Origin of the sequence: Scandinavium hiltneri (assembly GCF_024764835.1) — a bacterium.
Lineage (GTDB): Bacteria > Pseudomonadota > Gammaproteobacteria > Enterobacterales > Enterobacteriaceae > Scandinavium > Scandinavium hiltneri.
This window is the reverse complement of sequence record NZ_JALIGE010000074.1, coordinates 431,450-457,242: the sequence shown is the minus strand read 5'-3', so window position 1 is coordinate 457,242 and position 25,793 is coordinate 431,450. Positions and strand designations below refer to the sequence as shown.

General features: G+C 53.5%; 24 protein-coding genes. 16 read left to right on the top strand and 8 right to left on the bottom strand.

Going from position 1 to position 25,793, the window contains the following annotated elements; all coding sequences use genetic code 11:
• Nucleotides 1-398: 398 nt before the first annotated feature.
• Together MUU47_RS15085 and mdtD are read left to right on the top strand one after the other, a co-directional pair.
• Entirely contained in the window at nt 399-1,103 is a 705-nt protein-coding gene (locus MUU47_RS15085) for a FadR/GntR family transcriptional regulator (RefSeq protein WP_258988966.1), read from the top strand.
• Nucleotides 1,104-2,504: a multidrug transporter subunit MdtD gene (gene mdtD, locus MUU47_RS15080; protein WP_258988965.1), complete on the top strand. Its 1,401-nt coding sequence runs from the start codon at nt 1,104-1,106 to the stop codon at nt 2,502-2,504.
• Here mdtD and rbsR read toward each other — a convergent pair.
• The 7 genes from rbsR to kup all read right to left on the bottom strand — a co-directional run bounded on the left by rbsR (nt 2,501) and on the right by kup (nt 10,445).
• Nucleotides 2,501-3,493, bottom strand: coding sequence for a ribose operon transcriptional repressor RbsR (rbsR, locus tag MUU47_RS15075; protein ID WP_258988964.1), 993 nt, complete (start codon nt 3,491-3,493; stop codon nt 2,501-2,503). The two genes, mdtD and rbsR, sit on opposite strands and share 4 nt — an antisense overlap.
• 3 nt (nt 3,494-3,496) lie before the next feature.
• Nucleotides 3,497-4,426 (bottom strand): ribokinase, encoded by a 930-nt coding sequence (gene rbsK / locus MUU47_RS15070; RefSeq protein ID WP_258988963.1) that lies wholly within the window; start codon nt 4,424-4,426, stop codon nt 3,497-3,499.
• Nucleotides 4,427-4,535: 109 nt separating this feature from the next.
• A complete protein-coding gene (gene rbsB / locus MUU47_RS15065) occupies nt 4,536-5,426 on the bottom strand; it encodes a ribose ABC transporter substrate-binding protein RbsB (RefSeq protein WP_125353628.1) in 891 nt (296 codons plus the stop codon).
• A 27-nt stretch (nt 5,427-5,453) separates the two neighbouring features.
• The gene (rbsC, locus tag MUU47_RS15060; RefSeq protein WP_258988962.1) at nt 5,454-6,419 is read right to left on the bottom strand and encodes a ribose ABC transporter permease; all 966 of its coding nucleotides are present in this window, start codon (nt 6,417-6,419) and stop codon (nt 5,454-5,456) included.
• A gap of 5 nt (nt 6,420-6,424) precedes the next feature.
• Nucleotides 6,425-7,930: a ribose ABC transporter ATP-binding protein RbsA gene (rbsA, locus tag MUU47_RS15055; protein WP_258988981.1), complete on the bottom strand. Its 1,506-nt coding sequence runs from the start codon at nt 7,928-7,930 to the stop codon at nt 6,425-6,427.
• 7 nt (nt 7,931-7,937) lie between these two features.
• Nucleotides 7,938-8,357, bottom strand: a complete 420-nt coding sequence (rbsD, locus tag MUU47_RS15050) for a D-ribose pyranase (protein WP_159756773.1) — start codon at nt 8,355-8,357, stop codon at nt 7,938-7,940.
• 216 nt (nt 8,358-8,573) lie between these two features.
• Nucleotides 8,574-10,445: a low affinity potassium transporter Kup gene (gene kup, locus MUU47_RS15045; protein ID WP_159768813.1), complete on the bottom strand. Its 1,872-nt coding sequence runs from the start codon at nt 10,443-10,445 to the stop codon at nt 8,574-8,576.
• 219 nt (nt 10,446-10,664) lie between these two features.
• On the opposite strand from kup, the gene ravA reads away from it, so the two are divergent.
• Both ravA and viaA read left to right on the top strand, forming a co-directional pair.
• Nucleotides 10,665-12,161, top strand: a complete 1,497-nt coding sequence (ravA, locus tag MUU47_RS15040; protein WP_258988961.1) for an ATPase RavA — start codon at nt 10,665-10,667, stop codon at nt 12,159-12,161.
• The gene (viaA, locus tag MUU47_RS15035; protein WP_258988960.1) at nt 12,161-13,612 is read left to right on the top strand and encodes an ATPase RavA stimulator ViaA; all 1,452 of its coding nucleotides are present in this window, start codon (nt 12,161-12,163) and stop codon (nt 13,610-13,612) included. The genes ravA and viaA overlap by 1 nt, the downstream gene beginning before the upstream one ends.
• Here viaA and asnA read toward each other — a convergent pair whose 3' ends face one another.
• Nucleotides 13,613-14,605 (bottom strand): aspartate--ammonia ligase, encoded by a 993-nt coding sequence (gene asnA, locus MUU47_RS15030; protein ID WP_258988959.1) that lies wholly within the window; start codon nt 14,603-14,605, stop codon nt 13,613-13,615.
• 149 nt (nt 14,606-14,754) lie between these two features.
• Between asnA and asnC the strand changes: the two genes are divergently transcribed.
• The 12 genes from asnC (at nt 14,755) to atpD (ending at nt 25,785) form a co-directional block, all read left to right on the top strand.
• Complete coding sequence (asnC, locus tag MUU47_RS15025) at nt 14,755-15,213, top strand: transcriptional regulator AsnC (protein ID WP_045853727.1); 459 nt, start codon at nt 14,755-14,757, stop codon at nt 15,211-15,213.
• A gap of 91 nt (nt 15,214-15,304) precedes the next feature.
• Complete coding sequence (gene mioC, locus MUU47_RS15020; RefSeq protein ID WP_258988958.1) at nt 15,305-15,745, top strand: FMN-binding protein MioC; 441 nt, start codon at nt 15,305-15,307, stop codon at nt 15,743-15,745.
• 383 nt (nt 15,746-16,128) lie between these two features.
• Entirely contained in the window at nt 16,129-18,018 is a 1,890-nt protein-coding gene (gene mnmG, locus MUU47_RS15015; RefSeq protein WP_258988957.1) for a tRNA uridine-5-carboxymethylaminomethyl(34) synthesis enzyme MnmG, read from the top strand.
• A 103-nt stretch (nt 18,019-18,121) separates the two neighbouring features.
• A complete protein-coding gene (gene rsmG / locus MUU47_RS15010; RefSeq protein ID WP_258988956.1) occupies nt 18,122-18,745 on the top strand; it encodes a 16S rRNA (guanine(527)-N(7))-methyltransferase RsmG in 624 nt (207 codons plus the stop codon).
• Nucleotides 18,746-19,360: 615 nt separating this feature from the next.
• Entirely contained in the window at nt 19,361-19,741 is a 381-nt protein-coding gene (gene atpI / locus MUU47_RS15005; RefSeq protein ID WP_258988980.1) for a F0F1 ATP synthase subunit I, read from the top strand.
• A gap of 8 nt (nt 19,742-19,749) precedes the next feature.
• Nucleotides 19,750-20,565: a F0F1 ATP synthase subunit A gene (gene atpB / locus MUU47_RS15000; RefSeq protein ID WP_110512423.1), complete on the top strand. Its 816-nt coding sequence runs from the start codon at nt 19,750-19,752 to the stop codon at nt 20,563-20,565.
• A 49-nt stretch (nt 20,566-20,614) separates the two neighbouring features.
• Entirely contained in the window at nt 20,615-20,854 is a 240-nt protein-coding gene (gene atpE / locus MUU47_RS14995; protein ID WP_000429386.1) for a F0F1 ATP synthase subunit C, read from the top strand.
• Between the two features lie 35 nt (nt 20,855-20,889).
• Nucleotides 20,890-21,360 carry a F0F1 ATP synthase subunit B gene (gene atpF, locus MUU47_RS14990; protein WP_110512424.1) on the top strand — a complete coding sequence of 157 codons (471 nt, stop codon included), beginning with the start codon at nt 20,890-20,892 and terminating at the stop codon, nt 21,358-21,360.
• 14 nt (nt 21,361-21,374) lie between these two features.
• Nucleotides 21,375-21,908, top strand: coding sequence for a F0F1 ATP synthase subunit delta (gene atpH / locus MUU47_RS14985; protein WP_110512425.1), 534 nt, complete (start codon nt 21,375-21,377; stop codon nt 21,906-21,908).
• 12 nt (nt 21,909-21,920) lie between these two features.
• A complete protein-coding gene (atpA, locus tag MUU47_RS14980; protein WP_110512426.1) occupies nt 21,921-23,462 on the top strand; it encodes a F0F1 ATP synthase subunit alpha in 1,542 nt (513 codons plus the stop codon).
• A gap of 50 nt (nt 23,463-23,512) precedes the next feature.
• Nucleotides 23,513-24,376, top strand: coding sequence for a F0F1 ATP synthase subunit gamma (gene atpG, locus MUU47_RS14975; RefSeq protein WP_258988955.1), 864 nt, complete (start codon nt 23,513-23,515; stop codon nt 24,374-24,376).
• 26 nt (nt 24,377-24,402) lie between these two features.
• Entirely contained in the window at nt 24,403-25,785 is a 1,383-nt protein-coding gene (atpD, locus tag MUU47_RS14970) for a F0F1 ATP synthase subunit beta (RefSeq protein WP_159768837.1), read from the top strand.
• The last annotated feature ends 8 nt before the right edge of the window (nt 25,786-25,793 follow it).

Below are 25,793 nucleotides of genomic sequence, written 5' to 3'. Positions count from 1 at the left end.
TTAAGAATCCATGTCACTTTGAGTGCCCACACAGATTGTCTGATAAATTGTTAAAGAGCAGTGAGTTACGCGCTTTCGCTTGCTAACTCGAGGTGGCGTATATTACGCTTTCCTCTTTCAGAGTCAAGCGTTTATTTTCGCTTTTCTCTGTCAGGATTTCCTGGAAAACCCTTCTGACCCGGCGGCTAGCGTGCCGTTGTTCCGTGTCAGTGGAGGCGCATTATAGGGAGTTCTGACGAGACGGCAAGAGGAAATTTGAATTAATTTATCGTTCGCCCTTTTTTTCACCAAACAACTCATAAAAGCATCATTAATTGCCCTATCTGCTGTTTTTACCGCCGAATTTTGTCTCTGAATGGCATACTAGAAAGGTAATTCGATATGAAGGAAAGGCATCTATGTCCTTGAGCGCGCAACAGCTGGCGGCACAAAAGAACATTTCTTGGGTTCTTGCCGAGAAATTGGCGCAGAAGATTTTAACCGGCGAATACCCGCCGGAGTGCATCCTCCCCGGAGAGATGGAGTTGGGCGAGCAGTTTGGCGTAAGCCGTACCGCCGTTCGTGAAGCAGTAAAGACGCTGACTGCAAAAGGGATGGTTTTGCCGCGACCACGTATTGGCACCCGAGTGATGCCCCGCAGCGACTGGAACTTCCTTGATAAAGAGCTGATATCCTGGTGGCTCACGGAAAGTAACTTTGAAGAAGTCGTGAAACACTTCCTTGTTATGCGCAGCAGTCTTGAACCGCAGGCCTGCATGCTGGCGGCCACGCTCGGCAGCGCGGAACAAAAAGCCCGGCTGAATACATTAATGGAAGATATGGTCCACCTGAAGCGGCATTTTGACCGTCAGCGCTGGATTGAAGTGGATATGGCCTGGCACGAACAGATCTATGCAATGAGCTCCAATCCGTTTCTGACCTCTTTTGCTTCACTGTTTCATTCTGTCTATCAGACCTACTTTGCTGCCATAACGCAAAACGAAGTGGTGAAGCTCGATCTTCATCAGGCCATTGTAGATGCCATTCAGGAAAGCGATGGCCCTCGTGCCTGGCAGGCTTGCCAGGCACTGTTAACGGCCCCAAACACCCAGGCTAATAAATAGATGACAGAGAAGAAATCACGCAGTATGGCCGGTTTGCCGTGGATCGCGGCGATGGCCTTCTTTATGCAAGCGCTGGATGCCACCATCCTGAACACCGCGCTTCCCGCGATTGCCCACAGCCTGAACCGCTCCCCACTGGCGATGCAGTCGGCCATTATCAGTTACACCCTGACTGTGGCGATGCTTATCCCGGTCAGCGGCTGGCTGGCCGATCGCTTCGGTACGCGTCGCATCTTTATGATTGCCGTGAGTCTGTTTACCTTGGGCTCTCTGGCATGTGCCCTGTCAGGTTCATTAACGCAGCTGGTTCTCTTCCGCGTGATTCAGGGGGTTGGCGGCGCAATGATGATGCCCGTCGCCCGCCTGGCACTGCTACGAGCCTATCCCCGCAGCGAACTTCTACCGGTTCTGAACTTCGTGACCATGCCTGGACTGGTCGGCCCAATTCTGGGACCGGTGTTGGGTGGCGTGCTGGTGACTTGGGCGAGCTGGCACTGGATTTTCCTGATTAACATCCCGATAGGCATCGCCGGGCTGCTGTATGCCCGCAAATATATGCCGAACTTCACCACCCCGCGCCGCAGATTTGATATGACCGGCTTCTTGCTGTTCGGCCTGAGTCTGGTTCTGTTTTCCAGCGGGATGGAGCTGTTCGGTGAGAAAATTGTCGCGACGTGGATAGCGCTGGCCATCATAGCGGTCAGTGTTCTTCTATTACTGGCTTATATTCGCCACGCGCGCCGCCATCCTACGCCGCTCATCGCGCTGCCGATGTTCAAAACGCGCACCTTCTCCGTGGGGATAGTCGGCAACCTCGCCACGCGTCTCGGTACCGGCTGCGTTCCGTTCCTGATGCCGTTGATGTTGCAGGTTGGGTTTGGTTATCCGGCGCTGATCGCCGGCTGCATGATGGCGCCTACGGCGTTAGGGTCGATTCTGGCGAAATCTACGGTGACGCAGGTGCTGCGTTGGCTGGGATATCGTAAGACGCTGGTAGGGATAACGGTATTTATCGGCCTGATGATTGCGCAGTTCTCGCTGCAGTCACCGTCCATGCCGGTGTGGATGCTGGTCCTGCCTTTATTCGTGCTGGGAATGGCGATGTCGACGCAGTTTACGTCGATGAACACCATAACGCTGGCTGATCTCACAGACGAAAACGCCAGTAGCGGCAATAGCGTGCTGGCCGTGACGCAGCAGCTGTCTATTAGTCTTGGGGTGGCGATAAGCGCCGCAGTGCTACGCTTTTATGAAGGGTTCGACGGCAGCAACACCGTGGAACAGTTCCACTATACCTTTATTACGATGGGTGCTCTGACCGTAGTATCCGCGGTAACGTTTATGCTGTTAAAACCGAAAGATGGCCGCAATCTGATTAAAGAGCGGCACAAGAAAGCTTAGGCCGACCCGCGCACCACCAGTTCGGGCGTCAGCTGCACACGCTGCTGTTTCTGCCCGGGCTGTGCCATTCGGTGAATCAATACGTCGATAGCCAGCTCGCCCAGCTCATCTTTGGGCTGATGGATTGTCGTCAGCGGCGGCGTCATGTAGGCCGCCAGTTCGATATCGTCATAACCCACCACCGCCACATCACGTGGAATGTTAAGCCCCGCCTGGTACAACGCCTGATAAACCCCGACCGCCATCGCGTCATTGCCCACGAATACTGCCTGCGGTGGTTCCGGCAGTGCCAGTAATGCCTGCATCGCCGTTAATCCGCCGCCAAATTCAAAGTTGCTGGTAATAATGTAGCCATCGACAATCGGCAATCCGCTGCGCGCCATCGCCGCCTGATACCCTTCGAGACGCAGACGCGCAGGCGTTTTGTCCAGCGGACCGGCAATACAGGCGATACGGCGATAACCTTTGTCGATCAGATACTGCGTCGCCATATCCCCGCCGAGCAAAGAATTATCCTGAATAATATCGCTGTCACCGTCGAACGGTGCCCAGTCCATCATCACCGTCGGTATAGAAGGATAACGCTGGACGATTTCCGGCGACGGCTGGTGCGTTTCGGTACACAGCAGCAATAAACCGTCGACGCGCTTTTGCATCAGCGTTTCGAGATTACGGTTCATCCGCTGCTCGTCGCCTTCGGTGTTGCAAAGCACCAGACTGTAGCCGCGTTCAAAGCAGCTGCGCTCGACGCCGCGAACCAGTTCCGAGTAAAACGGATTGGTACTGGCGGTGATCAGCATGCCGATAGTGTGGGTCTGATTGAGTTTGAGGCTACGCGCCAGGGCCGAAGGCGCGTAGTTAAGGCTTTTAATGGCGGCATTCACCTTTTCGGTGATGCTTTCGCTGACAAACCGGTCTTTATTAATGACGTGAGAGACCGTCGAAGTGGAAACGCCCGCCAGGCGAGCAACATCCTTCATGGTAGCCAAGCGTTACCCCTGCTGACGTAAGAAGTCGTCGATCTCTTTGCGCCATGGAACAGAAGGCTGCGCGCCTTTACGGGTCACGGCAATCGCCGCTGCCGCATGTGCAAATCGCAACGCTTCCGGTAATTCGGTGCCTTCCAGCAGCGCCGTCATCAGCGCGCCGTTAAAGGTGTCGCCCGCAGCAATTGTGTCGATGGCCTGCACTTTAAAGCCCGGCACGCGCTGGCCGTTCCCTCTCTGGCTGGCCCACACGCCGCGACTGCCGAGCGTAATAATGACCGTGTCTATGCCTTTATCATGCAGCACCTGCGCCGCTTTTGCGGCATCCTCATCATTTTCGACCCGCACGCCCGTCAACTTTTCCGCTTCGGTTTCGTTAGGGGTGATGATATCCACCAGCGAAAGCAGTTCGTCCGGCAGTTCACGAGCCGGAGCCGGATTAAGCGCCACGGTCGTCTGGTTGTCGTGGGCAATTTTCGCCGCCGCCAGAACACTTTCCAGCGGCGATTCCAGCTGCATCAGCAGCGCATCGGCGCTGGCAATACGTTCTTTTTGCTCCGCCACTCGCTCGGTTGTCAGCGCGGCGTTTGCCCCCGCGTGAATACCGATGACATTCTCACCTTCACCATTAACGAAAATCAGCGCCACGCCGGTGGAAACGCCCGCTACAACGCTCACTGGCACAATGTCGATATTGTCGCTCGCCAGTTGATTACGCACCTGTTCGCCGGTGTCGTCATCGCCGGTACAGGCGATAAAAGCGATGTTTGCCCCGCAGCGTCCGGCGGCGACGGCCTGATTTGCGCCTTTTCCGCCAAACGCCACTTGATACTGGCTGCCTGTCACGGTTTCGCCCGGTCGCGGGAAAGATTCAAGGTTAAGAATGTGATCGGCATTGATACTGCCAAGGACGACGAGGTTACCTGCGGTTTTCATAATAATGAGTGTCCGATAAAGAGCGCCACCGGGATTTCCGGTGGCGCATGCCACACTTTTCTTTTTAGATTGTCCCCTCAGGCTCTTATTGGCCTGAGTCAGTGATGACTTATTGCTTGATGACCAGCTTCAGGTCAACAGGGTATTTGGCCTGAACCTTCTCACCTTTCAGCACTTTAGCAGCAACGTCAACGCCCTGGGCGCCGATTTGCTCTGGCAGCTGTGCAATCGTCGCAGCCAGTTTGCCATCATTTACTGCTTTTTCGCCATCCGGAGTACCATCAAAACCGACAACCATCACATCTGATTTACCGGCAGTCTGCAGCGCACGCAGCGCACCCAGCGCCATTTCATCGTTCTGCGCGAAAACAGCTTTCACGTCCGGATGTGCGGTCAGCAGGTTCTGCATGACGTTCAGACCTTTTGTACGGTCGAAATCTGCTGGCTGGCTCGCCAGGACATCAAATTTGTGCGCCGCAACGGCCTGCTGGAAACCTTCGCCACGCTCACGAGCGGCAGACGTCCCTGCAATACCCTGCAGTTCAATAACTTTCGCGCCTTCACCGGCTTTCTTCGCGATGTAGTCGCCTGCAATTTTACCGCCCAGCACGTTATCAGACGCAATGTGGCTCACCACTTCGCCTTTAGACGCCTGACGGTCCAGCGTAATCACTGGGATCTTCGCCTGGTTTGCCATTTTTACAGCGTTACCCACGGCGTCGGAATCCGTTGGGTTGATCAGCAGGATTTTGGTGCCACGTACGGTCAGGTCCTGAACGTTCGCCAGCTCTTTCGCCGGGTTGTTCTGAGAATCCAGGACCACCAGGTTGTAGCCCAGTTTATCCGCTTCTTTCTGCGCACCGTCTTTCAGGGAAACAAAGAACGGGTTGTTCAGTGTCGAGATAACCAGCGCAATAGTGTCCTTCGCCATTGCGTTAGCACTTACGGTGGCGCTCAGTGCCACAGCAGAAACCAGGGTAGCCAGTTTTTTCATGTTCATATCTGAGATGTCCTGTTATGTCAGTTATTACTGCTTTTTGTTGTCTACCAGCACCGCCAGCAATATCACCACCGCTTTAACGATCATCTGGTAATAGGAGGAAACACCTAACAAATTCAAACCATTATTAAGGAAACCGAGAATCAATGCGCCGATCAGCGTCCCAACAATGCGACCTTTGCCGCCCGCCAGACTGGTTCCGCCCAGCACCACCGCCGCAATCGCGTCGAGCTCATAGCCGGTACCGGCCGTCGGTTGCGCAGATGACAGACGCGCCACTTCGATAATACCTGCCAGTGAGGCCAACATGCCGCACAGCGAATACACGATAATTTTGACTTTATTGACACTGATACCGGACAGACGCGTTGCCGCTTCGTTACCGCCCAGCGCGTAGATGTAACGGCCCAGTCGGGTGTGGTGCAGCATGTACCACGCCGCGAGGAACACAATCGCCATGATCCACACCGGCGTCGGAATCCCCAGCGGACGGCCGATACCAAACCAGCCAAAGACATCGGCGTTAGCGGTAAAACCCGTATTCACCGGACTGCCATTGGTGTATACCATCGTCACACCCCGCAGCAGCAACATCATCACCAAAGTGGCAATAAATGCCTGCACGCGGCCTTTCGCCACAATCACGCCCGTCACAGCGCCAATCGCCGCACCTAATGCCAGCGCAGCCGCGACGGCCACCAGCGCATTCACTTCGATACCAACAATCGACGCCGCAACCGCGCCGGTCAGGGCCAGCAACGAACCGACGGACAAATCGATACCGGAAGTCAGAATAACCAGCGTCATCCCCACCGCCATAATGGCGTTGACCGACGTCTGTTGCAGGATGTTGAACAGGTTATTAACGGTAAAAAAGTTCGGACTCATGGTCGAGACAACGGCTATCAGCACCAGCAGAGCAATCAGCGACTTTTGCTCCAACAGCCACGCTTTGGTGAAATAACGGCGACCAGCAACAGCCTGGGTAGTCATCTTTCTTACTCCTGATTCACACGATTAAGCTTGCCCACAGCGGCAGCCATCAATACTTCCTGGGTGGCCTGCTCGCGTGTGAATTCACCGCCGAGATGCCCTTCGTGCATCACCATGATGCGGTCGCTCATGCCCAGCACTTCCGGCATCTCCGAAGAGATGAGAATGATGCTCAGGCCATCGGCTTTAAACTGGTTAATCAGCTGATAAATTTCTTTCTTCGCCCCGACGTCCACGCCTCGCGTTGGCTCATCGAGGATAAGCACTTTCGGTCGCGTCATCAGCCCTCGGGCAATCGCCACTTTTTGCTGATTACCGCCCGAGAGCAAGCCAATCGCCTGCTCCATCGACGGGGTTTTAACATTGAACAGACGGATGAAATCGCTCACCGCCTGCTGTTCATCTTTATGCTTCAGGCCACCGCCCGCTTTGCTGAAATAGCGCAGCGCGGTCAGCGACATGTTCTCTTTTACCGACATGCCCAGCACCAGGCCGTCACGCTTACGGTCTTCGGAGATATAAACGATGCCGTTGGCCAGACCGTCCTGTGGGGATTTGGTCACCACTTCATGGCCATCCAGCGTAACGTAACCACTGCTACGCGGCAGTGCGCCGTACAGGACTTTCATCAGTTCGGTACGCCCGGCTCCCATCAGGCCCGCCACGCCGAGGATTTCCCCTTTGCGCAGCGTGAAGCTGACATTTTCCACGCCCGGGCCGCACAGGTTATCGACCTTCAGACGCACGTCACCCGGTACTTTGTCGATGCGCGGATACTGATCTTCGAGCTTGCGCCCGACCATCATTTCAATCAGTGAATCTTCGGTGAGCGTTGCCACTTCGCGCTCGGCAATAAACTGGCCGTCACGGAATACGGTCACGTCATCACAAATCTCGAAGATCTCTTTCATTCGGTGAGAGATATAAACGATGCCGCGGCCCTGGGATTTCAGCTCGCGAATGACGCGGAATAACGATTCGGTTTCAGTATCGGTCAGTGCGTCCGTCGGTTCATCCATGATGATGACCTTCGACTCGAAGCTCAGCACTTTGGCGATTTCCACCATCTGCTGATCGCCAATCGACAGTTCGCCCACCAGCCTGTCGCTTTTAAAGCGCAGGTTGAGCTTCGCCAGCAGTTTGTCTGCTTCGGCGTACATGGTTTTCCAGTCGATTTTGCCGAAGCGGTTAACGAACTCACGGCCTAAAAAGATGTTCTCGGCGATGGTCAGCTGCGGGATCAGGTTCAGTTCCTGATGAATGATGCCGATCCCGGCTTCCTGAGAGGATTTCGGTCCGGTAAAGGTCGCTTCCTGGCCAAGCCAATGCAGAGAGCCGGCATCTTTAGTGTAGATCCCGGTCAGCACTTTCATCATCGTCGATTTACCGGCGCCGTTTTCGCCCACCAGCGCCATTACGCGGCCGGAGTAGACGTTCAGCGATGCGCCGGAAAGGGCTTTCACGCCCGGGAAAGATTTATCGATCCCTTTGAGTTGCAGTAATGCGTCCATGGCGGCCTCAGAAAGTGACGCCAGCACAGAGAATGATATTCGCATACGGGGAGCATTCCCCGCTGCGAATCACCGCCTGACTGTCTGCGGTTTGTAATTTGAACTGCTCGTGTGTGGTGTAACGGATTTCAATGGTGTTTCCCTGGTGTTGCTGCAGCTGCTCGAGGTGATTGAGCAACGTTTCGTGGAGCTGCGGATTATGTGTTTTGATTTCCGCGGCGAGAATTGCCGTCTCAACCTGCATTTCGGTCGTCACCACTTCCAGCACCTGCATAAATCCAGGCACCCCTTGGGTTAAGGCCATATCAATTCGCTGTGTACTGTGTGGGACAGGCAAGCCTGCGTCACAAACCACCAGCGTATCGGTATGCCCAAGACGGGAAATGACCGAGGAAATATCAGCGTTGAGTACCGTACCTTTCTTCATCGTTCTGCTCCACTAGCGAAACGTTTCGCTGGAGATAAGTTTAATCCCAATAGCGTACAGAAAACCACCATCAGGTTGCAGAAGTGTGATCGGTATCGAAACGTTTCGCTAAGTGAAATTATCAGGAAGTCAGAGTGTAGTCAGGTGGCGCTTCGCTTGCCCGGCCCCACTAAAAAAATACCCGGCAAGAATGCCGGGCATATTTTTGAGGCTGAGTTATATCTCGACCTGGGTACCGAGTTCGATTACCCGGTTTGGCGGGATTTCAAACTGGTCAGGTGCACGCAGGGCGTTGCGTTGCAGCAGCAGGTACAGCTTGCCGCGCAGACGCAGATACCACGGGCGGTCGTTACCGATAATCAGCGATTCATGCGACATGAAGAACGAGGTTTCCATCATCCGACAGCTCAGCCCTTCCAGACCGCAGCGGTGGAAGACTTCTTCCACGTTTGGCGTTTCGCGCCAGCCGTAGCTCGCCACTACACGCCAGAACGACGGTGACAGCTGCTCGATAGACACGCGACGCACGTTGTGAACATACGGCGCATCTTCGGTGCGAAGCGTCAGCAGGATCACGCGCTCATGCAGCACTTTGTTGTGCTTGAGATTATGCAGCATCGCAAACGGAATCACGTTCAGCGCGCGGGACATGTACACCGCAGTGCCAGGCACGCGCACAGGCGGTGATTTCTCCAGCGACGCAATCATCGCTTCGAGAGAGTTGCCATGTTCATGCATGCGGCGTAGCAGGCGGAAACGTTCGCTCTTCCAGGTGGTCATCACCATAAACATCACCAAGCCCAGCGTCAGCGGCAGCCAACCGCCAGAGAGCAGTTTATCGAGGTTCGCCGAGAACAACGGTACGTCGATACACAGGAATGCCACCAGGATAACGAACACAAAGTACTTGTTCCAGTGCCAGTTTTTACGTGCCACGGTGGTCGCCAGAATCGAGGTCAGCACCATGGTGCCGGTAACCGCAATCCCGTATGCCGCCGCCAGGTTGCTGGAGTGCTGGAAGCTGACAATCACCAGCACCACAGACACGTACAGCAGCCAGTTAATGAACGGGATGTAAATCTGACCGGATTCCATTTCAGAGGTATGAATAATGCGCATCGGCGACAGATATCCAAGACGAACCGCCTGACGCGTCAGGGAGAACACGCCGGAAATGACCGCCTGGGAAGCAATGACCGTCGCGAAGGTCGCGATAATCAGCATCGGAATCAGCGCCCACTCAGGCGCCAGCAGGAAGAACGGGTTTTTAATCGCTTCCGGGTGTTTGAGTAACAGCGCGCCCTGACCGAAGTAGTTCAGCACCAGCGAAGGCAGAACCACCGTGAACCAGGCAATACGAATCGGTAATTTGCCGAAATGGCCCATATCCGCATACAACGCTTCGACACCGGTAATCGACAGAACGACCGCCCCCAGCGCCACAAAGGAAACCGTTTTGTATTCAAGGAAGAAGTGCACCGCCCAGTACGGGTTCAACGCATGCAGCACGTCCGGGTTGTCGATGATACTGCGTGCACCGAGCACCGCCAGCAACAGGAACCAAATCAGCATGATAGGCGCGAACAGTTTCCCCACCAGCGCAGTACCGTGCTTTTGAATCATAAACAGCAGGGTCAGTACGGCGATAGAGATGGGGACTATCCAGCTATCAAGCTGCGGAGCGATGATTTCGAGGCCTTCAATGGCCGACATCACCGAGATGGCCGGGGTTATTACCACCTCGCCATAGAAGAAACTGCCGCCGATAAGGCCGAGGATAACCAGCACCGACGTCATTCTCGCCGATGTGTTGCGCCCGGCAAGAGACATCAACGTCAGGATCCCGCCTTCTCCGGCGTTATCCGCACGCATCACGAAGGTGATGTATTTCAAGGAAACGGTAAAAATCAGCAGCCAGAAAATCAGGGATAAAAAGCCAAAAACGGCATCCCGTTCCACGCCAAATCCAAACTGGCCTGAGAGACATTCTCTCAGTGTATAAAGAGGGCTGGTACCAATGTCACCGTATACCACGCCAATTGCAGCAAGGGTGATCGCTGGCAACGATTGCTTATTATCAGTGCTCATAGACTCGTCTTTCGTTTAATAAGACAAATGTGTACCCGGATCCCTGGCTCACAAAAGGCGCACAGTATGCACGATTAACAGAAGAATCGTACTCCAAAATGACTCCTCATTAACCTTGCTCAAAGAAATGTCGACGGCTTCTCCCACTATTACCCGGCGCCAGCAAACGGCTATAATCGCTTGATAGCTGGATAAATGGCGGAAGGACACCACTCTATTATGGCGCAATCACACTTATTAGCAGAAAGAATTTCCCGACTCAGTCAGTCCCTTGAAAAGGGGCTTTTTGAGCGTAGTCACGCCATCCGTCTGTGCCTGCTGGCCGCGCTGAGCGGCGAAAGCGTGTTTCTCCTTGGTCCACCGGGGATAGCTAAAAGCCTCATCGCCCGCCGCCTCAAATTTGCCTTCCAACACGCCCGCGCCTTTGAATACCTGATGACCCGCTTCTCCACTCCGGAAGAAGTTTTTGGCCCGCTGTCGATTCAGGCGTTAAAAGATGAAGGGCGCTATGAGCGTTTAACCACAGGCTATCTTCCGGAAGCAGAAATCGTGTTTCTGGATGAAATCTGGAAAGCGGGCCCGGCAATTCTGAATACCCTGCTGACCGCCATTAACGAACGCAGCTTTCGCAACGGTGCGCATGAAGAGAAAATCCCGATGCGCCTGCTGGTGGCCGCGTCTAACGAACTGCCGGAAGCCGACAGCAGCCTCGAAGCCTTATATGACCGTATGCTGATTCGCTTGTGGCTCGACAAAGTGCAGGAAAAAAGCAATTTCCGCTCGTTGCTCATCAACCAGCACGATGAAAGCGCCAACCCGGTGCCCGAAAATCTACAGGTGACGGACGAAGAGTTCAGGCAGTGGCAGGTAGATATTGGTGGCGTGAAGCTGTCAGACAGCGTATTCGAGCTGGTTTATCAGTTGCGTCAGCAGCTCGATATGATGCCAAACGCACCGTATGTCTCCGATCGGCGCTGGAAAAAGGCGGTTCGTTTATTGCAGGCCTGCGCCTTTTTCAGCGGCCGCGACGCCATTGCGCCTATCGATCTTATCCTGCTCAAAGACTGTCTGTGGCACGACGCAGAAAGCCGCAGTCTGATGCAGCAACAGCTCGACATTTTGATGACCGGGCATGCCTGGCAGCAGCAGGCGATGCTCACCAAACTGGGTTCGATTATCCAGCGTCGGCTGCAGTTGCAACAGCAACAGAGCGACAAAACCGCGCTAAAAGTGACGCGCCTGGGTGGCATGTTCAGCCGTAAACCGCATTACGAACTGCCGGATGAGGTGCAGACCCCAACGCTGACGCTGCTCTTGCAGCAGCCGCTGAAGCTGCATGACATGAACGTGGTTCACGTAACCCTGGAACGCCCGGCGCTCGTGCACTGGCTGGAAAAAGGCGGCGAAATTCGCGGCAAACTCAACGGCATCGGCTTTGCTCAGGTGCTAAATATGGAAGTGGATACCAGCCAGCATTTGCTGGTTCGGGATGTCAGCCTGCAAGGCTCGCGTCTGGCACTGCCAGGCTGCGCTACGCCAGAGAACATGCCAGGGGAAATCAAACAGCAGCTGGATGCGCTCGACGATGAGTGGCATCAGCAGCACACCCGCTTTAGCGAGCAGCAGAAATGCCTGTTCATTCACGGTGACTGGCCAGTAAAAATTGAAGCCAGCCTGCAGGACGTCGGGGCGCAGATCAAACAGGCGCGGCAGTAATGCTCAGCCTCGACACGCTCAATGTGATGCTGGCGGTCAGCGAGGAAGGGATGATCGAAGAGATGATCCTCGCCCTGCTGGCCTCGCCACAGCTGGCGTTGTTTTTTGAAAAATTCCCGCGGCTGAAAAATGCGATCGCACAAGATATTCCCCGCTGGCGGGAAGCGCTAAAAGGCAGGCTGAAAGAGACTCAGGTTCCGCAAGATTTGAGCGACGAGGTGATGGCTTTTCAGCAGAGCCAGACGCTATCGACCACTCAGTTTACCGTTCAGCTTCCGCAAATCCTCACTCTGTTGCAGAAACTCCATTCCCCGTTTGCCGCCCAGGCGCAGCAGCTGGTGGATAACAACGCAACCTTTACCGCCGCGCTGCACACCCTGTTTTTACAGCGCTGGCGACTGAGTCTGGTGGTGCAGGCCACCACGCTGAACCAGCAGTTGCTGGAAGATGAACGCGAACAGCTGTTGAGCGAAGTGCAGGAGCGCATGACTCTCAGCGGTCAGCTGGAACCGGTACTTGTAGAAAACGACAATTCCGCCGGACGACTCTGGGACATGAGTGAAGGCCAGCTCAAGCGCGGTGACTGGCAGCTGATTGTCAGATACGGCGATTTCCTTAGCGAACAACCGGAACTGATGCGGCTGGCTGAGCAACTCGGGCGTTCACGCGAGGCCAAATCGGTGCCGAAAAAAGATTCACCGATGGAAACCTTCCGCACCCTGGTGCGCGAACCGGCCACGGTGCCCGAACAGGTCGACGGTCTGCAACAAAGCGACGACATTCTGCGCCTGCTGCCGCCGGAGCTGGCGACGCTCGGCATTACTGAACTTGAATACGAGTTTTACCGCCGGCTGGTGGAGAAGCAACTGCTCACTTACCGACTGCACGGCGATGCGTGGCGGGAGAAACTCAGCGAACGCCCGGTGGTACATCAGGATTTCGACGAACAACCGCGCGGACCGTTTATCGTCTGCGTGGATACGTCAGGTTCGATGGGGGGGTTTAACGAACAGTGTGCGAAGGCGTTTTGCCTGGCGCTGATGCGCGTCGCACTGGCGGACAATCGCCGCTGTTTCATTATGCTTTTCGCCAGTGAAGTGGTGCGCTACGAGCTGACTGGCCCGCAGGGCCTGGAACAGGCGATCCGTTTTTTAAGCCAGCGTTTTCGCGGTGGGACCGATATCGCCAGCTGCTTCCGTGCCATTATCGAGCGGATGCAGGGCCCGGAATGGACCGATGCCGATGCGGTGGTCATTTCAGATTTCATCGCCCAGCGGCTGCCGGACGACGTGGTGAATAAGGTGGGCGAGCTTCAGCGCAAACATCTGCATCGCTTTCATGCGGTGGCGATGTCGCAGCACGGGAAACCCGGGATCATGCGCATCTTCGATCATATCTGGCGCTTTGATACCGGGCTGCGCAGCCGACTGCTGCGCCGCTGGAAACGCTGATTACAGCAGAGAGGCAACGCTATCGCGGACCTGCTGTGGCCAGACGCCACACTGCACCTGACCGATATGTGGCAGCTGTAACAGCAGCATGGTCAAACGTGACTGGCCAATGCCGCCGCCGACAGTCTGCGGCATTTCACCTTTGAGCAGCGCCTGGTGCCACTCGAGCTGCAGACGATCGTCATCCCCAGTGAGTGCTAACTGACGTTTCAGCGCTTCGGCATCCACGCGGATCCCCATTGAGGAGATCTCAAACGCATCTTCCAGAACCGGGTTCCACACCAGAATGTCGCCGTTGAGGCCAGACAGCCCGGTTTCACTCTGGGTGCTCCAGTCATCATAATCCGGCGCACGCACGTCATGGCGCGCCCCATCCGACAATTTGCCGCCAATCCCCATCAGGAACACTGCGCCGAACTCTTTGGCGATAGCACGCTCGCGGCCTTTGGCATCCAGACCCGGATAGCGGGTCAATAATTCTTCGCTGTGCACAAAGTGGATCTGTTCTGGCAGGAACGGTGCCAAACCAAATTCTTTGCTGACTGCGGCCTCAGTGGCTTTGATCCCGTCATAAATGGCTTCAACCGTCGCTTTTAGCGTACCGGTGTGGCGCTCGCCGTCACCCATTACGCGTTCCCAGTCCCACTGGTCAACGTACACGGAATGGATAGCCGAGAGGCGGTCTTCATCGGGGCGAAGGGCTTTCATGTGCGTGTAGAGCCCTTCGCCCGCGCTGAAGTCGTGTTGTCCCAGCGTCTGGCGCTTCCACTTCGCGAGAGAGTGAACCACCTCGAACTGGGCGTCTGGTAAGTTTTTCACTTTTACCTGTACCGCTTTTTCGCAACCAGAAAGGTTGTCCTGAGTGCCATCGCCCACGCGGCTTAAGATCGGCGCCTGAACTTCAATGAGTCCAAGTCTGTCTTCGAGCTCACGGGAAAAATGGGACTTTACGAAACTGATCTGGCGTTGTTTTGCGATGTAAGCGGTTTTCATTATTTTTACTCCTGTCCTGTTGCCATTGATTAAGCAACAGAATGCGGGGGTAATTCAATAATCAACAAGCAAAAAGCCGCTTCGTGTTTTGATTCGTCAAAACAAAGCGCTAAAATAGAGTGAATCATCAAACATCATAAGAAAATCCAATGGAAAATTATCAGATCGACAATCTCGACCGCGGCATTCTCGAGGCATTAATGGCCAATGCGCGTACCGCCTATGCCGAACTGGCCAAACAATTTGGCGTTAGCCCCGGTACTATCCATGTGCGCGTCGAGAAAATGAAACAAGCGGGGATCATCACTGGCGCACGCATCGATGTGAACCCGAAACAGCTCGGCTACGATGTCTGCTGTTTTATCGGCATTATTCTAAAAAGCGCGAAAGATTATCCCTCTGCGCTGGCAAGACTGGAAAGCCTCGACGAAGTCACTGAGGCGTATTACACCACTGGCCACTACAGCATCTTTATTAAGGTGATGTGCCGTTCGATCGACGCCCTCCAGCAGGTACTTATCAACAAGATCCAAACAATCGATGAAATTCAGTCCACCGAAACGCTTATCTCCCTGCAGAACCCGATCATGCGGACCATCCGCCCGTGATCGGGCATTTTAATCCCACATCTTTCCACAGGTAGATCCCAGCTCACACACAGCGTACAATATGTCACTCAGGAATTATGGGGTGGACTTCATGGCAGACATTACACTGATCAGTGGTAGTACGCTTGGCGGTGCCGAGTACGTTGCGGAACATCTGGCAGAAAAGCTGGAAGACGCGGGTTATTCCACTGAAACTCTGCATGGCCCCCTGCTTGAAGATCTGAATAAAGGTGGAATCTGGCTGCTGGTCAGCTCTACACACGGTGCCGGTGACATCCCGGATAATCTTGTTCCTTTATATGAAGCAATAAAGGAAGAGAAACCTGACCTCTCCGCTGTGCGTTTTGGTTCGGTCGGAATTGGCAGCCGTGAATATGACACTTTCTGCGGGGCGATCGACAAAATCGATAACGAACTGATCGCCTGCGGAGCCAAACAGATTGGTGAAACGCTCAAGGTAAACATCCTCGATCATGACATTCCTGAAGATCCGGCTGAAATTTGGCTCGGATCCTGGATAATTTTGCTCTGAGTTTTGTAAAGATCGGCGTTTTTTTTGTGTATAACTCTGGTTAAAAGCACTGATCAACCGGTAGTTATCCCAAGCATAAGGTTTGGTTAGTTTTTGAGTTGTGTATAACCCTTCATTTTGATCCCAGCTTATACGGACCAGGATCACCGATCATTCACAGGCAATGATCCTTCTTAAGCCTATGATCTCAAAAGACGGATCCACCTTATCCACAGAAAATGGCGATCCTAATAAGAGATCACAATAAAACAGATCTCTAAATAAAAGATCTTCTATTAAATACCCAAGATCCCAGGTGCTTTCTCCGACAGCCAAAGTTGAGTAGAATCCACGGCCCGGGCTTCAATCACTTTTCAAACCGCTTTCAAGCGAGGCAGACCACCATGTTTTATCAGGATCCTTTTGACGTCATCATCATTGGCGGGGGTCATGCAGGCACTGAGGCCGCGATGGCCGCAGCACGTATGGGTCAGCAAACCCTGCTGTTGACACACAATATCGACACGCTGGGACAGATGAGCTGTAACCCGGCTATTGGCGGCATTGGGAAAGGACACCTGGTAAAAGAAGTGGATGCACTCGGCGGACTGATGGCCAATGCTATCGACCATGCGGGTATCCAGTTTAGGATACTAAACGCCAGCAAGGGCCCTGCCGTTCGGGCCACCCGTGCTCAGGCCGATCGTGTGTTGTATCGTCAGGCCGTACGCACCGCCCTGGAGAATCAGCCAAACCTGATGATCTTCCAGCAGGCGGTTGAAGATCTGATCGTCGAAAACGATCGGGTTGTGGGCGCTGTCACTCAGATGGGCCTGAAGTTCCGTGCTAAAGCCGTCGTATTAACCGTCGGGACATTCCTCGATGGCAAAATTCACATTGGTCTGGATAACTACAGCGGTGGCCGTGCTGGCGATCCGCCTTCCATCCCACTGTCTCGTCGTCTGCGTGAATTGCCGCTGCGCGTCAGCCGCCTCAAAACGGGTACGCCGCCGCGCATTGATGCTCGTACTATCGATTTCAGCGTTCTGGCTCAACAGCATGGCGACAACCCGATGCCGGTGTTTTCGTTCATGGGCAATACGGCGCAGCACCCGCGTCAGGTACCGTGTTACATCACGCATACCAACGAAAAAACCCATGACGTGATTCGTAATAACCTCGATCGTAGCCCAATGTACGCAGGCATCATCGAAGGGATTGGCCCACGCTATTGCCCGTCGATTGAAGACAAAGTGATGCGCTTTGCCGATCGCAACCAGCACCAGATTTTCCTGGAGCCGGAAGGGCTGACCTCCAACGAAATTTACCCGAATGGTATTTCCACCAGCCTGCCGTTCGACGTGCAGATGCAGATCGTCCGTTCCATGCACGGCATGGAAAATGCGAAGATCGTGCGTCCTGGCTATGCCATTGAATATGATTTCTTCGATCCACGTGACCTGAAGCCGACGCTGGAAAGCAAATATATCCAGGGTCTGTTCTTTGCAGGACAGATCAACGGCACCACTGGTTACGAAGAAGCAGCTGCACAGGGCCTGCTGGCCGGTCTCAACGCTGCACGCTGTTCTGCAGACAAAGACGGTTGGGCACCACGTCGTGATCAGGCTTACCTCGGCGTGCTGGTGGATGACCTTTGCACCCTCGGTACCAAAGAACCGTACCGCATGTTCACTTCCCGCGCGGAATATCGCCTGATGCTGCGCGAAGACAACGCCGATCTGCGCCTGACCGAACAGGGTCGCGAGCTGGGTCTGGTGGATGATGAACGCTGGGCGCGTTACAACGAGAAGCTGGAATGCATTGAACGCGAGCGTCAGCGTCTGAAAACGACTTGGGTTAACCCAATAGCGACATCTGCCGACGAAGTAAACGCTCACCTGACGGCGCCGCTTTCGCGTGAAGCCAGCGGAGAAGATCTGCTGCGTCGCCCGGAAATGACTTACAAACAACTGGTTCAGCTGTCGCCGTTTGCGCCGGGTCTGGACGATCAGCAGGCCGCTGAGCAGGTGGAGATCCAGGTTAAATACGAAGGTTATATCGCCCGCCAGCAGGATGAGATCGAAAAGCAGCAACGCAATGAAAACACGATATTGCCTGCTACACTTGATTATCGCCAGGTCTCAGGGCTGTCTAACGAAGTGATCGCCAAGCTGAACGATCACAAACCATCCTCCATAGGTCAGGCCTCACGTATTTCTGGCGTCACCCCTGCAGCTATTTCCATTTTACTGGTCTGGCTGAAAAAGCAGGGCATGCTGCGCCGCAGCGCTTAACTTATCGAATAATGCCCGGTGGCGCATCGCTTACCGGGCCTACAATGTAGTCCGGATAAGGCAAAGTCGCCATCCGGCAAATTATCGCCAACAGGTATTTACCGTGCTTAACAAACTCTCTCGTCTGCTCGAAGAAGCAGGTATTTCGTTGTCCGATCACCAGCAGCAACAGCTGGTGGCTTACGTCGAACTGCTCCACAAATGGAATAAAGCGTACAACCTGACTTCCGTACGCGATCCGAACGAGATGCTGGTGCGTCATATTCTCGACAGCATCATTGTTGCACCTCATTTGCAGGGAACACGTTTCATTGATGTGGGAACCGGCCCGGGTTTACCGGGGATCCCGCTGGCGATTGTTCTGCCGCAGGCGCAATTCACTCTGCTGGACAGTCTCGGCAAGCGTGTACGCTTCCTGCGCCAGGTGCAGCACGAGCTGAAACTCGATAACGTTACTCCTGTGCAAAGCCGCGTGGAGGAATTCCCGGCAGAACCGCCATTTGACGGTGTTATCAGCCGCGCATTTGCGTCCCTGACCGATATGGTGAACTGGTGTCATCACCTACCAGGTGAGCATGGACGGTTCTTTGCGCTGAAGGGCCTGGTGCCTGATGATGAGATTGCTCAGCTGCCTGAGGAATTCACTGTGGAAGAGATTGTTCAGCTTACGGTTCCGCAGCTTGAAGGTGAGCGTCATCTGGTCAAAATTAAGCGAACAAAAGTTTAATCTTTATCAAATAATGTGAAGTTTCACCGACGTACAAAGTGTTAAAACGGGGTGGTTAAAGCAGTGATATGTTTAGTTACATTTAACGAAATGGTCACTGCTTTTTTGCATTTTATTCACATTTTAATATTTGCTTGCCTGGTAAAATAGTCAACCACGAAAATATCAGCCTGCTAAAAATCGGCATTGTTAACCGTATTCGAATGTTAAATGTTTATTAAGAATGTCAATGAAAGGTTTTTGTGGTGTATGGGGCTGTTTTAAAAATAATCTGTTATTTTTGTTATTGAATTCAGAAAGATGAATTCTATGAATTTTTTCTATGCGCATTTTCGATAACCGTGAAAATGTTTTTTTTGTGATCGGATGCACGCTTTTATGTGCCGTTTTTCGCGTTGTTTGCCGTTTTGCCTGATTGTTCACACTTTCGCGAAAAGTTGAAAAACAGTGCAGTCGAAAAATATTTAAACATTTATTCACCTTTTCGCTACTTATTGTTTGAATTAACGGGGCGTCACCGTATAATTTGTCCGCTTTTTGAAGCTTGACTCAGAGCGTCAAAGAACGTTTTATACGACACGCGGCATACCTCGAAGGGAGCAGGAGTAAAACGTGATGTCTGTGTCGCTCTTGAGTCGGAACGTGGCGCGTAAGCTTCTGTTCATTCAGCTTCTGGCGGTAACGGCAAGTGGATTGCTGTTTTGCCTTAAAGACCCTTTCTGGGGCGTCTCCGCAGTATGTGGAGGTTTGGCGGTTGTCGTGCCAAATGCATTGTTTATGATTTTTGCCTGGCGTCATCAGGCGCATACACCAGCCAAAGGCCGAGTGGCCTGGTCTTTCGCCTTCGGCGAAGTCTTCAAGGTGTTGCTGACCTTTGCCCTCCTGGCGGTGGCGCTGGCGGTTGTTAAAGTGGTATTTTTGCCGCTGATAGTGACGTGGGTTTTGGTGCTGGTGGTACAAGTTCTGGCGCCAGCTGTAATCAACAACAAAGGGTAAAAGGCATCATGGCTTCAGAAAATATGACGCCGCAGGAATACATAGGTCATCATCTGAATAACCTTCAGCTTGATCTGCGTACTTTCTCGCTGGTGGATCCGCATAACCCCCCGGCCACCTTCTGGACGCTCAACATTGACTCCATGTTCTTCTCGGTGGTTCTGGGTCTGTTGTTCCTTGCCATGTTCCGCGGTGTTGCGAAAAGAGCAACCAGCGGTGTACCAGGGAAATTCCAGACGGCTATTGAGTTGATCATCGGTTTTGTCCATAGCAGCGTGAAGGACATGTACCATGGCAAGAGCAAGCTGATTGCGCCACTGGCGCTGACGGTGTTCGTTTGGGTCTTCCTGATGAACCTGATGGACTTGCTGCCAATCGACCTTATTCCTTACATCGGCGAGCACATTTTTGGCCTGCCAGCTCTGCGCGTGGTGCCGTCTGCGGACGTGAACATCACCCTCTCTATGGCGCTGGGCGTGTTTATCCTGATTATTTTCTACAGCATCAAAATGAAAGGCGTTGGCGGCTTTGTTAAAGAGCTTACCCTGCAGCCGTTCAATCACTGGGCGTTTATTCCGGTCAACTTGATCCTGGAAGGCGTCAGCCTGCTGTCTAAACCGGTTTCTCTCGGTCTGCGACTGTTCGGCAACATGTATGCGGGTGAGCTGATTTTCATTCTGATCGCGGGCCTTCTGCCGTGGTGGTCACAGTGGATTCTGAATGTGCCTTGGGCCATTTTCCACATCCTGATTATTACGCTGCAAGCCTTTATCTTCATGGTTCTGACGATCGTCTATCTGTCGATGGCGTCTGAAGAGCACTGATTCTTTACCAACACTACTACGTTTTAACTGAAACAAACTGGAGACTGTCATGGAAAACCTGAATATGGATCTGCTGTACATGGCTGCCGCTGTGATGATGGGTCTGGCGGCAATCGGTGCTGCGATCGGTATCGGCATCCTCGGAGGTAAATTCCTGGAAGGCGCAGCGCGTCAACCGGATCTGATCCCTCTGCTGCGTACTCAGTTCTTTATCGTTATGGGTCTGGTGGATGCTATCCCGATGATCGCTGTCGGTCTGGGTCTGTACGTGATGTTTGCTGTCGCGTAGTAAGTAGCCGTTAAATTTTTAAGAGGTATTGTGCTGTGAACATGAACGCAACAATCCTCGGCCAGGCCATCGCGTTTATTCTCTTTGTCTGGTTCTGCATGAAGTATGTATGGCCGCCATTAATGGCAGCCATCGAGAAGCGTCAGAAAGAAATTTCTGACGGTTTGGCTTCCGCAGAACGTGCCAAGAAAGATTTGGACCTTGCACAGGCCAACGCGACCGACCAGCTGAAAAAAGCCAAAGCGGAAGCCCAGGTGATCATTGAACAGGCAAACAAACGCCGTTCTCAGATCATGGACGAAGCGAAGGTTGAAGCAGAACAGGAACGAAGCAAAATCGTTGCCCAGGCTCAGGCTGAAATCGATGCCGAGCGTAAGCGTGCTCGCGAAGAACTTCGCAAGCAGGTCGCGATTCTGGCTGTTGCTGGTGCCGAGAAGATCATCGAACGTTCCGTGGATGAAGCTGCTAACAGCGACATCGTGGATAAACTTGTCGCTGAACTGTAAGGAGGGAGGGGCTGATGTCTGAATTTGTAACGGTAGCTCGCCCCTACGCCAAAGCAGCTTTTGACTTTGCGGTCGAAAACCAACGCGTAGATAGCTGGCAGGATATGCTGTCGTTTGCCGCCGAGGTCACGAAAAACGATCACATGGCAGAGTTACTTTCTGGCGCTCTTGCGCCGGAAACGCTCGCAGATGCGTTTATCGCAATCTGTGGTGAGCAGCTGGACGCCAGCGGCCAGAACCTGATTCGGGTAATGGCTGAAAACGGTCGTCTTAAGGCGCTCCCGGATGTTCTCGAGCAGTTCGCGCATTTACGCGCGCTGAGTGAAGCGACAGCAGAAGTCGAAGTGACTTCCGCAACGGCACTGAGTGACGAACAGCTCGCGAAAATCTCTGCCGCGATGGAAAAACGTCTGTCACGCAAAGTTAAGCTGAATTGCAAAATCGATAAGTCTGTAATGGCAGGCGTCATCATCCGCACGGGTGATACGGTCATTGATGGTAGCGTACGCGGCCGTCTTGAACGCCTTGCAGACGTATTGCAGTCTTAAGGGGACTGGAGCATGCAACTGAATTCCACCGAAATCAGCGAACTGATCAAGCAGCGCATTGCTCAGTTCAATGTTGTGAGCGAGGCTCATAACGAAGGTACTATTGTTTCTGTAAGCGACGGTGTTATCCGCATCCACGGCCTGGCCGATTGTATGCAGGGTGAGATGATTTCCCTTCCGGGTAACCGTTACGCTATCGCACTGAACCTGGAGCGCGACTCCGTAGGTGCAGTTGTGATGGGTCCGTATGCTGACCTCGCCGAAGGCATGAAGGTTAAGTGTACTGGCCGTATTCTTGAAGTGCCGGTTGGCCGTGGCATGTTAGGCCGCGTGGTGAACACTCTGGGTGCACCGATTGACGGTAAAGGTCCAGTTGATAACGATGGCTTCTCGCCAATCGAAGTTATCGCACCGGGCGTAATCGAGCGTCAGTCTGTCGACCAGCCTGTTCAGACCGGCTATAAATCTGTTGATGCGATGATTCCAATCGGCCGTGGCCAGCGTGAGCTGATCATCGGTGACCGTCAGACCGGTAAAACCGCTATGGCTATCGATGCAATCATCAACCAGCGCGATTCTGGCATCAAATGTGTGTACGTGGCTATCGGCCAGAAAGCGTCCACCATTTCCAACGTGGTTCGTAAACTGGAAGAGCACAACGCTCTGGCCAACACCATCGTTGTTGTTGCTACCGCGTCTGAATCTGCTGCACTGCAGTACCTGGCGCCCTATGCCGGTTGCGCAATGGGCGAATACTTCCGTGACCGCGGTGAAGATGCACTGATCGTTTACGATGACCTGTCCAAACAGGCTGTTGCTTACCGTCAGGTTTCCCTGCTGCTCCGTCGTCCACCAGGACGTGAAGCATTCCCAGGCGACGTGTTCTACCTCCACTCCCGTCTTCTGGAGCGCGCATCCCGCGTAAACGCGGAATACGTTGAGAACTTCACCAAAGGTGAAGTTAAAGGTAAAACCGGTTCCCTGACTGCTCTGCCAATCATCGAGACTCAGGCGGGTGACGTTTCTGCGTTCGTTCCGACTAACGTAATCTCGATTACCGATGGTCAGATCTTCCTGGAAACCAACCTGTTTAACTCCGGTATTCGTCCGGCAGTTAACCCAGGTATCTCCGTATCCCGTGTGGGCGGTGCTGCTCAGACCAAGATCATCAAGAAACTGTCCGGTGGTATCCGTACCGCTCTGGCACAGTATCGTGAACTGGCTGCGTTCTCTCAGTTCGCATCCGATCTGGACGAAGCAACCCGTAAACAGCTGAGCCACGGTCAGAAAGTGACCGAGCTGCTGAAACAGAAACAGTATGCCCCAATGTCTGTAGCACAGCAGGGTCTGGTTCTGTTCGCGGCTGAACGCGGTTACCTCGAAGATGTGGAACTGGCGAAAATCGGTAGCTTCGAAGCCGCTCTGCTGGCTTACGTCGACCGTGACCATGCTCCGCTGATGCAAGAAATCAACCAGACCGGTGGCTATAACGACGAAATCGAAGGCAAGCTGAAAGGCATCCTCGATTCCTTCAAAGCAACCCAGTCCTGGTAACGTCTGACGGTCTGTCCTAGGGCAGGCCGTTAGGCATTGAGGAGAAGCTCATGGCCGGCGCAAAAGAGATACGTAGTAAGATCGCAAGCGTCCAGAACACGCAGAAGATCACTAAAGCGATGGAAATGGTCGCCGCGTCCAAAATGCGTAAATCGCAGGAACGCATGGCAGCCAGCCGTCCTTATGCTGATACCATGCGCAAAGTGATTGGTCACCTTGCCACCGGTAATCTGGAATATAAGCACCCTTACCTGGAAGAACGCGAAGTAAAACGCGTGGGCTACCTGGTGGTGTCCACTGACCGTGGTCTGTGCGGTGGCCTGAACATTAACTTGTTCAAAAGGCTGCTGGCAGATATGAAAGCATGGTCCGATAAAGGCGTTCAAAGCGAACTCGCGATGATCGGCTCCAAGGGCGTGTCTTTCTTTAATTCCGTTGGCGGTAACGTGGTTGCTCAGGTAACAGGTATGGGCGATAACCCTTCCCTGTCTGAACTGATCGGCCCGGTAAAAGTGATGTTGCAGGCCTATGATGAAGGCCGTCTGGACAAGCTTTACGTTGTCAGCAACAAATTTATTAACACCATGTCTCAGGCTCCGACCATTACTCAACTGCTGCCGCTGCCGGCATCAGAAGACGAGGATCTGAAGCGTAAATCCTGGGATTACCTGTACGAACCTGATCCGAAAGTGCTGCTGGACACCCTGCTGCGCCGTTACGTCGAGTCTCAGGTTTATCAGGGCGTGGTAGAAAACCTGGCCAGCGAGCAGGCCGCACGTATGGTGGCGATGAAAGCCGCGACCGACAATGGCGGCAGCCTGATTAAAGAGCTGCAGTTGGTATACAACAAAGCTCGTCAGGCCAGCATTACTCAGGAACTCACCGAAATCGTCGGTGGTGCATCCGCGGTATAACCAGGTTAATTCGTAGAGGATTCAAGATGGCTACTGGAAAAATTGTCCAGGTAATCGGCGCCGTGGTTGACGTCGAATTCCCTCAGGATGCCGTACCGCGCGTGTACGATGCTCTTGAGGTTATGAATGGTAACGAGAGCCTGGTGCTGGAAGTTCAGCAGCAGCTCGGTGGTGGTATCGTCCGTACCATCGCCATGGGTTCTTCTGACGGTCTGCGTCGTGGTCTGGATGTTAAAGATCTCGAGCACCCAATCGAAGTCCCTGTAGGTAAAGCAACGCTCGGTCGTATCATGAACGTACTGGGCCAGCCTATCGACATGAAAGGCGATATCGGTGAAGAAGACCGTTGGGCGATTCACCGTGCAGCACCTTCCTACGAAGAGCTGTCAAGCTCTCAGGAATTGCTGGAAACCGGCATCAAAGTAATGGACCTGATTTGTCCGTTTGCGAAGGGTGGTAAAGTTGGTCTGTTCGGTGGTGCCGGTGTAGGCAAAACCGTAAACATGATGGAGCTTATCCGTAACATCGCTATCGAACACTCCGGTTACTCCGTATTTGCGGGCGTGGGAGAACGTACTCGTGAGGGTAACGACTTCTACCACGAGATGACCGATTCCAACGTACTGGATAAAGTATCCCTGGTTTACGGCCAGATGAACGAGCCACCGGGAAACCGTCTGCGCGTTGCTCTGACCGGTCTGACCATGGCTGAGAAATTCCGTGACGAAGGTCGAGACGTACTGCTGTTCGTCGATAACATCTACCGTTATACCCTGGCCGGTACAGAAGTATCTGCACTGCTGGGTCGTATGCCTTCTGCGGTAGGTTATCAGCCGACTCTGGCCGAAGAGATGGGCGTTCTTCAGGAACGTATCACTTCAACCAAAACCGGTTCTATCACCTCCGTTCAGGCGGTATACGTACCTGCGGATGACTTGACTGACCCATCTCCAGCCACCACCTTTGCTCACTTGGATGCAACCGTGGTACTGAGCCGTCAGATCGCGTCTCTGGGTATCTACCCAGCCGTTGACCCGCTGGATTCCACCAGCCGTCAGCTGGATCCACTGGTTGTTGGCCAGGAACACTACGACACCGCGCGTGGCGTTCAGTCCATCCTGCAGCGTTACCAGGAATTGAAAGACATCATCGCAATCCTGGGTATGGATGAGCTTTCCGAAGAAGATAAACTGGTTGTAGCACGTGCGCGTAAGATCCAGCGCTTCCTGTCTCAGCCATTCTTCGTAGCAGAAGTCTTCACCGGTTCTCCGGGCAAGTTCGTCTCGCTGAAAGATACCATCCGTGGCTTTAAAGGCATCATGGACGGCGAGTATGACCATCTGCCAGAGCAGGCGTTCTACATGGTTGGCACTATCGACGAAGCTGTCGAGAAAGCTAAAAAACTTTAACGCCTTAA

Excerpts from the sequence above, each read along its gene's own strand:
- MUU47_RS15085 (WP_258988966.1), top strand. The coding sequence starts at position 399 with ATGTCCTTGAGCGCGCAACAGCTGGCGGCACAAAAGAACATTTCTTGG.
- mdtD (WP_258988965.1), top strand. The coding sequence starts at position 1,104 with ATGACAGAGAAGAAATCACGCAGTATGGCCGGTTTGCCGTGGATCGCG.
- rbsK (WP_258988963.1), bottom strand. The coding sequence starts at position 4,426 with ATGAAAACCGCAGGTAACCTCGTCGTCCTTGGCAGTATCAATGCCGAT.
- rbsB (WP_125353628.1), bottom strand. The coding sequence starts at position 5,426 with ATGAACATGAAAAAACTGGCTACCCTGGTTTCTGCTGTGGCACTGAGC.
- rbsC (WP_258988962.1), bottom strand. The coding sequence starts at position 6,419 with ATGACTACCCAGGCTGTTGCTGGTCGCCGTTATTTCACCAAAGCGTGG.
- rbsA (WP_258988981.1), bottom strand. The coding sequence starts at position 7,930 with ATGGACGCATTACTGCAACTCAAAGGGATCGATAAATCTTTCCCGGGC.
- rbsD (WP_159756773.1), bottom strand. The coding sequence starts at position 8,357 with ATGAAGAAAGGTACGGTACTCAACGCTGATATTTCCTCGGTCATTTCC.
- kup (WP_159768813.1), bottom strand. The coding sequence starts at position 10,445 with ATGAGCACTGATAATAAGCAATCGTTGCCAGCGATCACCCTTGCTGCA.
- ravA (WP_258988961.1), top strand. The coding sequence starts at position 10,665 with ATGGCGCAATCACACTTATTAGCAGAAAGAATTTCCCGACTCAGTCAG.
- viaA (WP_258988960.1), top strand. The coding sequence starts at position 12,161 with ATGCTCAGCCTCGACACGCTCAATGTGATGCTGGCGGTCAGCGAGGAA.
- asnA (WP_258988959.1), bottom strand. The coding sequence starts at position 14,605 with ATGAAAACCGCTTACATCGCAAAACAACGCCAGATCAGTTTCGTAAAG.
- asnC (WP_045853727.1), top strand. The coding sequence starts at position 14,755 with ATGGAAAATTATCAGATCGACAATCTCGACCGCGGCATTCTCGAGGCA.
- mioC (WP_258988958.1), top strand. The coding sequence starts at position 15,305 with ATGGCAGACATTACACTGATCAGTGGTAGTACGCTTGGCGGTGCCGAG.
- mnmG (WP_258988957.1), top strand. The coding sequence starts at position 16,129 with ATGTTTTATCAGGATCCTTTTGACGTCATCATCATTGGCGGGGGTCAT.
- atpI (WP_258988980.1), top strand. The coding sequence starts at position 19,361 with ATGTCTGTGTCGCTCTTGAGTCGGAACGTGGCGCGTAAGCTTCTGTTC.
- atpB (WP_110512423.1), top strand. The coding sequence starts at position 19,750 with ATGGCTTCAGAAAATATGACGCCGCAGGAATACATAGGTCATCATCTG.
- atpE (WP_000429386.1), top strand. The coding sequence starts at position 20,615 with ATGGAAAACCTGAATATGGATCTGCTGTACATGGCTGCCGCTGTGATG.
- atpH (WP_110512425.1), top strand. The coding sequence starts at position 21,375 with ATGTCTGAATTTGTAACGGTAGCTCGCCCCTACGCCAAAGCAGCTTTT.
- atpA (WP_110512426.1), top strand. The coding sequence starts at position 21,921 with ATGCAACTGAATTCCACCGAAATCAGCGAACTGATCAAGCAGCGCATT.
- atpG (WP_258988955.1), top strand. The coding sequence starts at position 23,513 with ATGGCCGGCGCAAAAGAGATACGTAGTAAGATCGCAAGCGTCCAGAAC.
- atpD (WP_159768837.1), top strand. The coding sequence starts at position 24,403 with ATGGCTACTGGAAAAATTGTCCAGGTAATCGGCGCCGTGGTTGACGTC.